At 35.9% G+C, this 13,710-nt stretch carries 16 protein-coding genes and 1 pseudogene; 16 read left to right on the forward strand and 1 reads right to left on the reverse strand.

What is annotated here, in order from left to right:
• The first annotated feature begins 18 nt into the window (after window positions 1-18).
• From LEP1GSC059_RS06450 to LEP1GSC059_RS06485, 9 genes and pseudogenes are all read left to right on the forward strand, one after another.
• The gene (locus LEP1GSC059_RS06450; protein WP_017213549.1) at window positions 19-345 is read left to right on the forward strand and encodes a hypothetical protein; all 327 of its coding nucleotides are present in this window, start codon (window positions 19-21) and stop codon (window positions 343-345) included.
• Window positions 346-622: 277 nt separating this feature from the next.
• A pseudogene (locus LEP1GSC059_RS06455) lies at window positions 623-1,131 on the forward strand (host-nuclease inhibitor Gam family protein).
• Window positions 1,128-1,277: a hypothetical protein gene (locus tag LEP1GSC059_RS23595; RefSeq protein ID WP_017214152.1), complete on the forward strand. Its 150-nt coding sequence runs from the start codon at window positions 1,128-1,130 to the stop codon at window positions 1,275-1,277. Before LEP1GSC059_RS06455 ends, LEP1GSC059_RS23595 begins: the two are co-directional and overlap by 4 nt.
• 2 nt (window positions 1,278-1,279) lie before the next feature.
• Window positions 1,280-1,474: a hypothetical protein gene (locus LEP1GSC059_RS24085; protein ID WP_036057217.1), complete on the forward strand. Its 195-nt coding sequence runs from the start codon at window positions 1,280-1,282 to the stop codon at window positions 1,472-1,474.
• Complete coding sequence (locus LEP1GSC059_RS06465) at window positions 1,458-1,775, forward strand: hypothetical protein (protein ID WP_017214150.1); 318 nt, start codon at window positions 1,458-1,460, stop codon at window positions 1,773-1,775. Before LEP1GSC059_RS24085 ends, LEP1GSC059_RS06465 begins: the two co-directional genes overlap by 17 nt.
• A complete protein-coding gene (locus LEP1GSC059_RS23395; RefSeq protein WP_017213555.1) occupies window positions 1,753-1,977 on the forward strand; it encodes a hypothetical protein in 225 nt (74 codons plus the stop codon). Before LEP1GSC059_RS06465 ends, LEP1GSC059_RS23395 begins: the two co-directional genes overlap by 23 nt.
• The gene (locus LEP1GSC059_RS06475; RefSeq protein ID WP_017213556.1) at window positions 1,977-2,342 is read left to right on the forward strand and encodes a DUF488 family protein, N3 subclade; all 366 of its coding nucleotides are present in this window, start codon (window positions 1,977-1,979) and stop codon (window positions 2,340-2,342) included. The genes LEP1GSC059_RS23395 and LEP1GSC059_RS06475 overlap by 1 nt, the downstream gene beginning before the upstream one ends.
• Window positions 2,339-2,596, forward strand: a complete 258-nt coding sequence (locus tag LEP1GSC059_RS06480; RefSeq protein WP_017213557.1) for a MazG-like family protein — start codon at window positions 2,339-2,341, stop codon at window positions 2,594-2,596. The genes LEP1GSC059_RS06475 and LEP1GSC059_RS06480 overlap by 4 nt, the downstream gene beginning before the upstream one ends.
• Before the next feature lie 128 nt (window positions 2,597-2,724).
• Window positions 2,725-3,204, forward strand: a complete 480-nt coding sequence (locus LEP1GSC059_RS06485) for a hypothetical protein (RefSeq protein ID WP_017213559.1) — start codon at window positions 2,725-2,727, stop codon at window positions 3,202-3,204.
• 414 nt (window positions 3,205-3,618) lie between these two features.
• Here LEP1GSC059_RS06485 and LEP1GSC059_RS06490 read toward each other — a convergent pair whose 3' ends face one another.
• Window positions 3,619-4,467 (reverse strand): flagellin N-terminal helical domain-containing protein, encoded by an 849-nt coding sequence (locus tag LEP1GSC059_RS06490; protein ID WP_002176528.1) that lies wholly within the window; start codon window positions 4,465-4,467, stop codon window positions 3,619-3,621.
• A 758-nt stretch (window positions 4,468-5,225) separates the two neighbouring features.
• Here LEP1GSC059_RS06490 and LEP1GSC059_RS06495 point away from each other — a divergent pair.
• The 7 genes from LEP1GSC059_RS06495 (at window position 5,226) to LEP1GSC059_RS06525 (ending at window position 13,700) form a co-directional block, all read left to right on the forward strand.
• Window positions 5,226-5,756 carry a DUF1564 domain-containing protein gene (locus tag LEP1GSC059_RS06495; RefSeq protein ID WP_017214155.1) on the forward strand — a complete coding sequence of 177 codons (531 nt, stop codon included), beginning with the start codon at window positions 5,226-5,228 and terminating at the stop codon, window positions 5,754-5,756.
• Window positions 5,757-6,006: 250 nt separating this feature from the next.
• On the forward strand, window positions 6,007-6,945 hold the full coding sequence (gene ispH / locus LEP1GSC059_RS06500; RefSeq protein ID WP_017214156.1) for a 4-hydroxy-3-methylbut-2-enyl diphosphate reductase: 939 nt from the start codon (window positions 6,007-6,009) through the stop codon (window positions 6,943-6,945).
• A 462-nt stretch (window positions 6,946-7,407) separates the two neighbouring features.
• Window positions 7,408-9,603 (forward strand): PAS domain-containing sensor histidine kinase, encoded by a 2,196-nt coding sequence (locus LEP1GSC059_RS06505; protein WP_017214157.1) that lies wholly within the window; start codon window positions 7,408-7,410, stop codon window positions 9,601-9,603.
• Window positions 9,566-10,828 carry a response regulator gene (locus tag LEP1GSC059_RS06510; protein WP_017214158.1) on the forward strand — a complete coding sequence of 421 codons (1,263 nt, stop codon included), beginning with the start codon at window positions 9,566-9,568 and terminating at the stop codon, window positions 10,826-10,828. Before LEP1GSC059_RS06505 ends, LEP1GSC059_RS06510 begins: the two co-directional genes overlap by 38 nt.
• A 13-nt stretch (window positions 10,829-10,841) precedes the next feature.
• A complete protein-coding gene (locus LEP1GSC059_RS06515) occupies window positions 10,842-11,204 on the forward strand; it encodes a response regulator (RefSeq protein WP_002149537.1) in 363 nt (120 codons plus the stop codon).
• Between the two features lie 8 nt (window positions 11,205-11,212).
• On the forward strand, window positions 11,213-11,557 hold the full coding sequence (locus tag LEP1GSC059_RS06520) for an STAS domain-containing protein (protein WP_020980492.1): 345 nt from the start codon (window positions 11,213-11,215) through the stop codon (window positions 11,555-11,557).
• Between the two features lie 10 nt (window positions 11,558-11,567).
• Window positions 11,568-13,700, forward strand: a complete 2,133-nt coding sequence (locus LEP1GSC059_RS06525) for a chemotaxis protein CheA (protein WP_017214160.1) — start codon at window positions 11,568-11,570, stop codon at window positions 13,698-13,700.
• The last annotated feature ends 10 nt before the right edge of the window (window positions 13,701-13,710 follow it).

The following is a 13,710-nucleotide window of genomic DNA, read 5'->3' on the forward strand; positions in this document are numbered from 1 at the left end:
TTAATATTGAGAGGTAACATGAAAATCGCAAACCAGGAAGAACACAATAACGCTCTGCAAAGAGTAGCTGAAGTCAAAAAACAGATCTCTGAATTTAAAACGAATTCGGGAGATCTTGAAACTGAGGTTACACTTTTAGAGGAGGAGAAGAAAGAAACGATCCAGCTTTTAGAAGAGGAAAAGAAAGTAAAGATTCAAGCGATCGATGACAAAATCAAAACCGTAAAAGATCGATTGAAAACCGCAAAGGAAGAACAAAAGAAAAATCTCAAGTCACTCGAAAGTGAATTGAAGGATCTTCAATCTGCTTTGGGTGAATTCGTCGTGGATCAAGTCGCGGTATAAAGGAAGGAGAAACGTATGGCGATTGCAAAGAAGAAAAAGGTTGCGAAGAAGAAAGTCGCTACCAAAAAACGGGAAAGAAGAAGAAGCTAAAGAATCAGGTTCCACCTGCTAAAGTCATTCCTTCCTCTGCAAGCGGAGTCGCAGTAGACATGACTCCTGAGAATTCGGAACCGAAAGAATAGGAGGTCATCGTGGCTAAAAAGGAAAGACGAGTAAAAATACATTAGTTGATTTACCAGATAACAACTACGTAAACCGCGATGACCTCACCCAAGCCGTGTGCAACAGCTTGGGGAGTTCAAACGCCAGAGAGATCGAATCACGAGCGAGACAGACGACCAAATCAGCAAGCTCCAAAACGATCTTCAGGAAAAGATTTCCCCATTGGACTTAAAAATCCAACACATTGCGGCTGGGATAAAGCACTTCGTGGATCATCATAAGGAAGATCTCTTTCCTGATCCAGAGTATAAAACCTGCAAATTGACCACAGGTATTTTAAAGTTGAGAAGAATTCCGGCAAGTGTCAAGACACGGGCAACGCAAAAACTCTTTGATAGAATTCTTTCAGAGAATGGTCTTCTCAAAAAGTTTAACAGTCTCGTTTCTCGATTAAGCGGTGTCTTCCTTCGAGTTAAGTTGGAGTTGAACAAAGAACAGATCCTTGCGGAACCATTGAAGGCAATGCAAAAAATCGGGGTAGAACTCAACGAAGAATCCGAGCGTTTATACATCTCTCCATCCGAAACGGATGTAGAAATCGAAGCGATCGGAGACGCCGCATGAACGAACTTCCGCTAAAAGTTCGCAAGGTTTTGGAAACCATCCAAGACCTTGCAGCAACAGATTCAAACCAAAGCGACAATGTTGATCAGATATTTTATCTCGTGGAATGGATCCTGGATAAATATCCGACTGAGTCAGGACTTTAGTTATGAGCCACGAAGAGGATCCCATTGGTTTAAAACGCTCGGAGGATCTTTGGATAAATCACTGTGAAAACTTCCTTCGTCGCGGTTGGACTCCAAGACGTTGGAAGGATCTTCCAGACTACTTAAAAACTGAACGGATGCGAAAATACTATGTCGAGTTAAGAAGGAGAACAGAAAGCAATGAGCATTCAAATTAAAACGATCCAAAGATACGAAGAAGTGACTCAACTTTTGTATAATATTCGAAAATCTCTCTTCTTTGATGATCTAAAAAAGCATGAAAGAGAAACATTAGAAGATCAAAAAAACTATCTCGAACCTGAGAGAGTCGCATTGAAAAACTCTATCGATTTCCATCAAGCATACGACCTTCTTGATTCGGATTCAGAGACCGCAATTATGAAACTCACTGAGCTGGGTTGGTCTGTTGAAGAGTGGGAATTCGAGAATGATACTTGGAGAAGCAAAGATCAGCATGAGTCAATTAGAAATTTTTGAATTGGTTCTTATGTATACGGTCATGGGAACTCTCACTATCTGGTTACTGGTTGGAATTTTTGCTCTTTTCCTCTGGTATCTTATATTTCGAGTTCTATTCAAAGAACCGATCCGAATCGAAAGAAGTGGTTATCAACCACAAGAAAATTTAAACAACAACGGAAATAAATTTCCACCACAGGAAGGGTCAGGAGGGGCATAATGAAAATCGTAACATCCTATCATCATAAAACCGATAAACTGCTGGCAGCCGGATACGTTGTTTTTAATATTTCAAGATTTTCCCCTCGCTGGATTGCAAAGGGGAAACAAATTCAATTTAAAATACTGGCTCCCACAAAAGAAATGCTAAATGAAGGATATGACTGGAAAAAATTCGATTCTATTTTAGAAAATTTGAATGTTATGGAAATAATTGATCAACTCAAAACACTCTCCAACAATAATCCAATTGCATTGTGTTGTTATGAAAAAGATCCGGTTGAATGCCATCGATCTCGTGTAGCACTTTGGTTTATCAAAAGCGGATTTCATGTAGCGGAATATAGGGAGGTAGATAATAAGTGAGAGAAAACATTTTTAAAGAGATCTCCGAAGAACGCGATAAACAAGATTTAAAGTTCGGTCCACAAAATCACAAACCTGTGGAATGGTGTATGATACTTGGAGAGGAAGTTGGCGAAGTTCAAAAAGCCGCCCTTGAATCTTACTTTAGATACGAAGGTAAAAATCATGATTACTCTGAGTATAGAAACGAACTGATACAAGTTGCCGCTGTATCTATTTCGATGATTGAATGCTTCGATAGAAATCGGAAGTAAATGGAGATACTATGGATGCACCGAGTCAAACGGGGTGTATGGGATATTATCGGAATGGGTCTTGTAAATGCCGGGATTTTGAAGAGGAATTTGAAGGATCAAATCGAACCATTTCTCAAAAAAACTATATGAAGGATACAGTTGAAGAAGAGAAAAGAAAGCAACGTTTGAAACAGCTTTTTGCTGTTGGACGAAATATAGGGTATTCAAAGGAAACTCTTCAAGAGATTAGCTCGTCTTTGGCAATGGGTGAAAGACTAAGTTTTCTTTCCGAAAGCCAAATTCAAAAGATTATCGATTCATTAAAAAAAGCACATCCAGGAGTCTTCAGAAGATCACAGAGACGAGATAAGAAGAGATCCATTCCAAAATCTCAGGTCTTCTCAATTCCTTCAATAGACCAGAAAGAAATGACCAAAATACTTCTCTCTCAAGTGAATAAAATTGCACCGTATCAGATTTCTTTGGAATCGATGGCTCAAAAAACCTTCAAAATTCCTTCCGAAAAACTCTCCTTTCATCAATATCAATCACTTATTGAAGCTCTTAAATCTATGAAATCTCGTTTCGAAAGAGAAACAAACCTTAGAAATTCTTCTCAACTTTGAACCAAAAAGATTCTTAAAAGAATGTTTTTTAGTATTTTTTTATACTTTTCAGTCTCGTTTTAGATGCGTTTCTGGAAGTATACTTGTGGGTGGGGACATATCTTTTTATCAAATTTTAGAATCACTGAATTTTTTTTTACGATCGGACTTTGAAAAAAAAGAATGTAAATTTTAAAGTAGTCACACCCAGAATCTTAAGTCAACATCTCGTAATCAAACTTCAGTAGATAAAATAAAAATTATAAATAGGAAAAATAAAAAAATAAGCCCGAAGATTCTTTTTAAGAATACTCGGGCTTCAGAGTCGTACGGCGATTTATAACGGGAATTATAAATCCATTTTAGGTATCGTCGTTTCCGGCATTTGCTTAACTCTTCTGACTAAAATTAAATCCTTTCAGTCAGAAGAAACGGTTATTTCAGCAACTGTAAAACCGTTTGCGGTTTCATATTGGCCTGAGCTAACATTGCGGTCGCAGCCTGAGTTAGGATTTGATAACGCGTAAAGCTAGTCATTTGCTCTGCCATATCGGTATCGCGAATTCTAGATTCAGCCGCTTGTATGTTCTCATATGCGTTCATGAGACCTTTTGCAGCATGTTCCAGACGGTTATAATACGCACCTAAATCAGCTCTCTGTTTAGAGATACTACGAAGCGCATCATCTGCCAATCCGATTACAGAGTTTGCCTTGCCGGCTGTAGAAAGAGAAATAAAAGTCAATACGGTCGGGTTTCTAAGTCCCAATGCCGCAGTGTTCATCGTTTCAATATAAACTCTTTCTCTCTGGTGCATATTTGCACCCATGTGAAACCACATACTCGCAGTTGGATTCAATCTCGCGAAAGCTCCTGTAAGGAGTTTCATTTTATTAAATTCTGCCTGAGAAGCGATTCGGTCGATCTCATCCACCAACTGAGAAACTTCCACTTGGATCTGCTGTCTGTCTTCCTCGGTATAAATACCGTTGGCAGCTTGTACAGCCAGAACCCGGATTCTCTGAACGATTTCATGAGTTTCCTGTAGATAGCCCTCTGTCGTTTGAATCAGAGACATACCATCTTCAGTGTTCATTTCCGCTCTTCTGAGACCCAAGATCTGAGTTCTCATTTTTTCGGACACTGCAAGACCGGAAGCATCATCGCCTGCGCGGTTGATTCTCATTCCGGAGGACAATTTCTCAATGTCCTTTCCCATGTTTTCGCTATTGAACTTCAAAGTTCTATGTGCGAAAATGGCACTGATATTATGGTTGATAATCATTCGGTTCCTCCTTGAATCCGATTCCCTGAAATTAGGGGATTATGATTTTTCAAAGGTCTTCCTTGACCTTTTCAGAGAATGCATCGACGATTGCTTAAATTCCGATAATGAACTTTTTTAGAAACTCAGAGATAAAAATTTTCTTCCCAAACTAGAGGATCTATGTCCCTTCTTAGATATTTTCTTTTTTAATGTGAGTTCGGCGTAAGGAATTTATTTTTCTGAAAAAGATTGGGATCTAAACTTTACGGATCAATTCCTAAAATGTGGGAACTCATACAAAAAATAAATGTTTAAAAATTTGTAATGTAACTTAATTTGCGGGAACTAGCACAAATCGAAATTTTACAGTTCCATTCTGAAAATTGCAGAATAAATTGAGAGCCGTCTCTAAAAAATGTTTCACCTGTAAATTCAAGGCGGTCTTTTCGATTACACAATTTCTATTAGAGTTGTTGAAAAATTAATTCTCTAACAGTTTGCGTTTCATGGAAACGGTTGATTGAAACAGTTTTGTTGATCTGAACTATGGAATTTTTAAACAACTCTAATAGGAATTAACCTTTCAAAAATTCTCTTTAAAAGCCATCTTAGAATCGATATTTTAAGCAAAGATAAAATATTTTTGAGATAGATTCTAATTTTTTCCACGAATTCACATTACTTACGTTTAACTCACGTTAAAATATTTTATTTCCTTCAAAAAATTTTTTCTATAAATCGTTCCGCTTGGAAAGTTCTAAGAACCGTTTTCTAATATGGACATTCTTTTATTGGACGACGGTCAAAAAATTGAGTCTGCTTTGGTAGAAAATTCTGTTGGTACAGATTCTCTTTTGGTTCCAGATGTTTATTGGAATCGTTTGAATCTTCAGGAAAGAAAAGCACTTCGGGGCAAACTTCCTTTTCTATTGAGAAAATATTCTAAGCAGATCGTTTCTATGAAGCGTCTTCATAACCGGGCGGGTAAAATCAAATACAATCGAGACGTTGGCAAAATGAAAAAGTTTAGTATTCGGGTTCATACTGGTGTTTGGGCGACTTTAGGTGTGTTGGCGGCGGCTCATGGGGTTTCGAGGTGTTATCTTTTTAATTACATGCTTTGGTTGGAGGACCTTGGTGGAAAAGAAGATTTTTTTGTGAAAAGTTTAAACCGGGGAGTTCCTAGCTTTCACTGGACTTACAAAATGACTTGGAAGATCAACAGAAGACAAAATCTCATTTCAAGAGAATTACAATTTGAACCAAACCCAATGACAGACAAATACCCATACTATTTAAAAGAATAAAAATCCTCCAAATACAATATCAAAAAACTCTAATTTACCATGACACCCGAAACCTTTCGTTCCCATCAGTTTACAAATTTTTGAACGTTTTTTACTTTTAAATTTCTATAAAAATTCTAAAAATTTGAACTAAATACTAAAATCAAAGTGAGATCTCAAAATTTTAGAAAAAGAAAAGCTTCCGAAAGAAATGATTTTTTGATTCTTTGCCCAAGGCAAAGAATTAGAATGGCTTTGGGAACGGAACCAAATGTTAGAAAAGATCTATTTAGCCAACCCAAGAGGATTTTGCGCCGGTGTAAAATACGCAATTTCTTATGTAGAACAAGTACAAGCAAATTCCGAAGAACAAATTTATGTCCGTAAAGAAATCGTCCATAACCGCCGTGTTGTAGAAGATATGAAAAAAAAGGGAATCCGTTTTATCAACGATTTAGACGAAGCACCAGACGGGGCCACGGTCGTTTTTTCAGCACACGGAGTTGCACCTTCCGTTGTAGAAGCAGCCAAACACAGAGGTATGAAAATTGGAGACGCAACCTGCCCTCTTGTTACGAGAGTTCATCGGAAAGCCAGAAAAATTAAAGATACACATCAAATCATCTATATAGGGCACGAAGGACACGACGAAGCGATTGGTACCATGGGAGAAGCAGAAATGTTTCTTGTAGAATCGTCGGAGGATGTAGTCTCGCTTAAAGATAAAATTAATCCGAACAAACCTCTTACCTATTTGATGCAAACGACACTTTCAGTAGCGGACACTAAGAATATAGTGAATCAAATATCAAAAACGTTTCCATTTGTAGAACATCCTGCTAAAGATGATATCTGTTACGCCACAACGGAAAGACAAGAAGCAGTTTCCTTCATGATGGATAAAATTGATGCTATGCTTGTGATTGGAGCAGACAATAGTTCTAATTCATTGCGACTTTTACAACTTGCACAAAAATCCAAACCTAATTCATTTAAAGTATCCACAGCGGATGATCTTTCCAAAGAATATATTCAAAATAACGAAATTAAAATCCTAGGATTGACTGCAGGTGCGTCTACCCCCCAGGTTCTCGTAGACGAAATTATTTCTAAGTTAAAGGTATTTTACCCCAATGCTAACGTTGAACTATTTCCGGATTCAAGAGATGATTCCATGAATTTTAAACTTCCGGGAATTTTACTCAGTTAAAAAAGTTCGTTTGTATGAGTTCTTACATTTTACTTTTTCCAGAAAAATGAATCTATAAAATAGATTTTTCTACCAAACTTACAAAAATTTACTTTTACAATTGATTTTATTTGAAAGTGATTCCGTTATCACTCAGAATTATATAACAAAGTATCCAATACGTTGTTTGAAATCAGTTTTACGGTAAAAATTTAAGACATTCAATTTTATAGGATTAGTAAGAAAATTGAGCGGATTGAGTTTTCTAAAATCAAGAATTCCACATATTTTCAAAATCTATCTGTAAAATCATAGTTTGTGGCAGTTCTTACATTCAATTAAACCTCCCCGTTTCTGTAAAAAAGCAAATTCGATTGAATCACCTCGTATCAATTTATAATTTTTTACTTTTTTAATATTTAAAACCTTCCGAAATAATAAAATTATTGATCTTTTTATAGAATTCAGGATTTTACATTCGCTGTGAAATCGAACCAAACCAATTTTGAACATTCACAAGAAATTTATGAAATTCTGGTAAATCAAATTTCGGATTCCATGTTAGTCACAGATACACAACTGGAACCTCCTGGACCAAAGATACTTTTCGTAAATCCAGCTTTTTGTAAAATGACAGGTTATACAAAAGAAGATCTAATCGGTAAAACCCCTAGAATATTACAAGGTCCTTTGACAAATCGAAAAATTATGAGGGACTTAAAACGCTCCCTAACTCAAGGAAAAGATTTTTCGGGAGAAACTATTAACTATAAAAAAGACGGAAGTCCCTATCATGTAGAATGGCGTATATCCGCAATTCGGGACTTTTCCGGAAACATATTATGCTTTATCTCTATACAAAGAGACATCACTGAAAAAGTAAAAAAGGGAGAATCCGTTACGAGACATCTCCGTCTGGAAATGGGAATCACCTCGGCCACTCAAATCCTTCTCTCTACTTCAGTAGAACTTAAAATTCTAAAATATGCAATGGAACAATTTCTAGTCTTTTTAGATTCTGAAAGACTTTATCTTTTCAAAAATTCTGAAAACGCAGATTTAGCGGAGCTTTATCTGGAAGTAAACGACCCTTCACTAGAAACCTCCGAAATTCCGCCTCTACAATCCATCGTTTACAATCAAAATTATTCTCGTTGGAAAAAAGTTTTTTCATCGGGAGGTTATCTGCAAGGAAATGTATCGGAGTTTCCCGAAAACGAAAAACAATTTTTCGATCAAAGGGAAATTTGTTCCGTAACTTTAATTCCTCTATTTGTTTCAGATAAATGGTTTGGATTTGCAGGGTTTGAGAATTTTAAGACTACAAATATAATCAAAGAAGAAATTTTTACGATTCGAACCTTTGTGGATTTGATCAGCGTTTTTTTAGAAAGAAAAAACATATTAGAAGAATTGAAAGTTCATAGAGAAAAATTAGAAGTACTAGTAAATCAAAGAACGGAAGAATTGAATCTTCAAAAAGAAATGGCGGAAAAAGCAAACAAAGCCAAATCGGAATTTTTGGCAAATATGAGCCACGAACTCAGAACCCCTCTTAATTCTATCATTGGATTTTCCAGATTGATGCAATTTCCAGAAGGAATGGAAAGAGAAAACCAGTATTTAGATCTGATTTTTCATTCTGGGGTTCATTTACTAAACATTATAAACGACATACTCGATCTTTCCCGTATCGAAGCAGATAAATTAGTATTAAACGAATCCGATTTTGATCTCAAAGAACTAATTTCTACTTCGGTCGAAATGATTTTAGGAGAAGCGATCACAAAAAAAATCGAAATGACTTTTGAGTTTTTTCCAAAAGACGCCAATTTTGAAATTAAGGCAGATCCGAAACGAATTCGACAAGTGATTCTCAATCTTCTTGGAAACGCGATCAAATTTACAGGTTCTACTGGTGAGATTTTAATCACTCTAAATAAACTCGAAAATAATTTCCAACTTTCAGTTCAAGATTCTGGAATCGGAATTCCTAAAGAAGAAATCTCTAAAATCTTTGAAACATTTTACCAAGTAAAAGGAAAAGACCGCGCTGCTTATGAAGGAAGTGGACTTGGCTTACCCATCGTTAAAAAAATAGTGGAGGCCCATCATGGTTCTATCGAAGTAGAAAGCGAACTTGGTAAAGGTAGTAAATTTATTGTTTTCCTTCCACTTTTTAGTCGTTTAGAAGATCTGAATATTTCGAGTTCCTTTTCCGAAGAAACGGAAGAATCTCCGTACCCTCTCCACCTTAAATCCATTCCAATTTTATTATTCATCCAAGATAGGATTTATGATAGAGCAATTGAAAAATATTTCATACATAACTCGCAAAAATTCATTCCTTTCCGTACCGTGAAAGATTTTTCCAAAATACCACAAAAAAGCCTCGATCTCCATAAAATATTGTTATATGATACACGTTTGCTTTTGGAAGAAACGGAAGTTGTCAAATTCTTAAGATCACTTCTAAACGAAGATTCCAATTTTAGGCATTTGATCCTTTTGGAAACCGCGGATATTCCGCTTCCTTTTCAAGAAGATCTACTTCCTTTCTTCCCAAACTATACGATCCAAAACCCGTTTTCTTTAGATAAATTGAAATCGATTTTAATCGAAATTGAAAAGGAGATATATCTTGGAGATCGAACTAAAAAAGAAGAATATTCTTCGTAAAATTCCGAATGATCCTATTTTGATCGTCGAAGACAAAAAAGAAAACTGCATCCTCCTGGAAAGTTTATGCGACGAACTTGGTGTCAAACACGAGGTGGCGTCTAACGGAGCAGAAGCTCTAAAACGAATCGAAGATAAAAAATATTCCATTTTTATTTTGGATTTGATGATGCCTGTAATGGACGGAGGTTCCTTTTTAGTTAAACTCAAAGAAATTTATCCTAACGCGATCGTACTCGTTCAAACGGCAATCGACAGCAACGAAAAAATCATCGAGATTATGAAACTAGGGGTTTTTGATTATATTCTAAAACCGATTTACCCAGAAATTTTTCTTAAAATTCTACAAAAGGCTCTAAACTATTATTTTCTAAAAAACATGGAGGAAAATCTCTCCGAGATAGAAAATCAAAAACTAAGAAATCAACTCGAATGGCTTACCTATAAAGAGACAATTCGTAAATCGGACAGCGAATCCTTTGAAAAAAACTCGATTCACAGTTTAAAAACCTCTCTTTCCCAAGGTAGCGGCATCGGTTCCATGACCAGTCTTTTGGATATGATTGATTCCGTTAAAATCCAAGAAGGAAACTTTTATAAAGTTGATAAGGAAATTTTGGATCTTCTTCTTACGAACAATCGAGTGACTAAGAATATGTTACTTGGTCTTGAAAAACTGTTAAATCTAATCGATCAAAACTTTGAATTCAATACTACTTCCACTAAAGAAATTGTAGAAAAAACTAAAGAGCTTCCCGAAAATCTGAATTCATTTCTTTTATCTAAAAAGGTTTCGGTCAAACTTCCAGTTTTTAAAAAAGAACATAAGATAAACGTAAACCTTTCTCTTTTATATCTTGCGATGGAAGAACTGTTCTTAAACGCATTCAAATACTGTTCTTTCAATTCAACAATTGATATTTTTACAAATATCAATCAGAGCTATTTTTGTATTACTTTTAAAAATAGAGTGGATGAAAAACCGTATGGGGGAATTCCGGAAAAGTTCGAACAACTTGTAATTCAACCTTTTTTTAGAATTTATCCCCCCGTTGAAAACGTAAGCCATTTAGAAAAATTCGGTTTAGGTTTAGGTCTGACAGCGGTGGACCATATCGTTCGTAAACATCACGGTTTATTTTTTATCCACAACGCAAACGATCATACTTCCGAAAACGTAAGTCTTTGTGTTCTAGCTGAAATTTTTATACCTCTGGTTTCCTAAGGAGATAATTTACATGAAACGAATTCTAATCGTAGATGATTCGGCGGTTTTTAGAAAAATTCTCAGCCTACACCTAAGCAATTCGAGCTTTGACATTTTAGAAGCAGTGGATGGGCAGGACGGTTTGGATAAATTACAAAATGACAAAGTAGATCTTATCGTAAGCGACATGAATATGCCTAACATGGACGGGATCACATTCGTAAAAGAAATTAAAAAAGATCCTAAGAATAAATTTACTCCGATTATCATGCTTACCACTGAATCTCAATCGGAAGTTAAAAACGAAGGAATCGAGGCGGGAGCCAGAGCCTGGCTTACCAAACCGTTTTCTCCCGAAGAACTGGTTCAGACGATCCATAAATTATTGCCTTGAGTTATTATATGCTATTTTCTTTATATACAGATTTTCAAGAGTCCGATATTCAGGTACTAAAAGTTAGAATAGAAGGCGAACTTACAATCTACCAAGCGGCCGAATTTAAAGAAAAAATAGATCTTATCCTTAAAAATTCAGCCGTAACTTTAGAAATCGATCTTTTCAAAATCCAAAAGATCGATACTTCCTGTCTGCAAATCCTTCTCTCTTTTAAAAAAGTAGCTTTGGCAAAATATCCACAAGTTCGATTTGTCAATTTCAATAATAACGTCCTCAGTTTGATCGATCTCTACGGTCTCTCCGATTTTTTTAAAGATACGATTGTAGAATTTCCAGTTCAAAAAGGTTAAATATTAAATTATGGATCTTTCAGAAATTAGAGACACGTTTATATCTGAGTCAGAAGAACTACTTTCTTCGATGGAATCTAATCTTTTAATCTTGGAAAAAGATTCTAAAAACAATGAAGAGATTCATTCCGTATTTCGTACAATCCATACAATCAAAGGAACTTCGGGAATGTTCGGTTACGAACCGATCGAAAAGTTTACCCACGACGTAGAAACTCTTTTAGATAGGATTCGCTCCGGTAAACAAATCCTTACAAAGGAAGGAATCGAATTTTTATTTTTAGCCTGCGATCACATCCGACGTCTCGTAAGAGAAGTAGGAGATACTTTGATCTTGGACGTCCAGACTTCTAAAAATCAGATAAATCTACTTTCTCTTGCTAAAAAACTGATTTTAGAAAATTCTTCAAATTCTCAAAAGGACGAAGTTTTACAAAACCAATCCGTTTCTACAGAACATTTTAATTCTAGTTCCACTTTTTGGCAAATTACATTAATTCCTAATATTCATCTTTTTGAATCCGGACTGGATCCTTCTACGTTTATCAAATATCTATCTCAATCCGGAAAAGTGAAACATATTTTTGTTTATCCGGAATCGATTCCGAATTGGCCTGAATTCAATCCGGAACATTCTCATCTGGGTTTTGAAATTTCGTATGAATCCCCTTCCAACGGCGAAGAGATTCATTCTACATTCCAATTTTTAAAAGAAGGAAGTTATCTTAAAATTCTTTCTCCAGGATGTAGTTTGAATTTTTTTATAGAAAACTGCAACGATTTTCCTCTCGGAAAAAAAGCGTATTTAAAAGCTCTCGAAATTCAACAAGTACTCACAGCGGAAGAAATTCAAAAATTATCATATACTTCTGAAAACTTAAATATTCCACTTACTACCCAAACGGAACAAACTTTTACTTCTATTGAAAATCAAAAAGAATCTGATTTTATCAGGATACAAACAAAAACACTAAGAGTAGATTCTTCCAAAATAGACACGTTAATCTCTCTTGTTGGTGAATTGATTACCCAAGAAGCAAATCTCAGTCGAAAAATATCAGATTCGGAAAACTTACAATTGATCGAAAGTTCAGAATCTCTTTACAGACTCGTGACAGAAATTCGCGAGTTTGCTCTCAGCCTTAGAATGATTCCTATCTCGGACTTGTTTGAGAAGTATAAACGTGTGGTAAGAGATCTTTCTAAAGAACTGAATAAACAAGTAGAATTAGAAATCATTGGAGGCGAAACAGAATTGGATCGTTCTGTGATCGAAAAGATCTCGGACCCTATCGTTCATATTCTAAGAAATGCTTTAGATCACGGTATAGAAACGTCGGAAGAAAGAATTAGAAAAGGAAAACCAGCTACCGGACAATTAAAGATACAAGCAAGTCATGGTACTGGTAGCATCCTGATCGAAATCAATGACGACGGAAAAGGTCTAGACTGCGATAAAATTTTAGAAAAAGCGATCTCAAAGGGATTGATCACACGAGATCAAAACTTATCGGAATCCGAGATTTATTCTCTGATCTTTCAGCCCGGTTTTTCCACAGCGGAAGAAGTCACTAACCTTTCTGGAAGAGGTGTTGGAATGGACGTCGTTTTGAGAAACATCGAATCTCTCCGCGGAACCGTTCAAATTCAAACTCTAAAAGATCAAGGAAGTTCGTTTCAAATTCGTTTACCTCTGACTCTCGCAATCATTGACGGGTTTTTAGTAAAGGCTTCCAATCTTTATTTTATTGTACCGATGCAGATGGTTCGTGAAACCGTAGAATCTAAGGTTATCTTAAACGGTTCGTCTTCTGGCACCATGAACCTTCGTGGAGAACTACTTCCGGTGCTTCATCTTTCCGAATTTCTTTGTTTGGAATATAGTTCTTTCGGAAAAGAGAATATTCTAATTTTAGAATATGAAGACAAATCTTTCGGAATTATAGTCAACGACCTTCACGGAGAAGTTCAATCCGTAATTCGCCCTATGGCGGAAATTTTCAAAAATATCAAATGTTTCAGCGGCACTTCAATTTTAGGAAGTGGAGAAATCGCTTTTATACTAGACGTGCCCGGTTTATATAATTCTATCCGGGACCAAGAACAAAACAAAAACAAGGATTTGACGACTAAAACGGGTTAAAATTTTAGGA

Origin of the sequence: Leptospira noguchii serovar Panama str. CZ214 (assembly GCF_000306255.2) — a bacterium.
In the GTDB taxonomy this organism is placed as follows: domain Bacteria; phylum Spirochaetota; class Leptospiria; order Leptospirales; family Leptospiraceae; genus Leptospira; species Leptospira noguchii.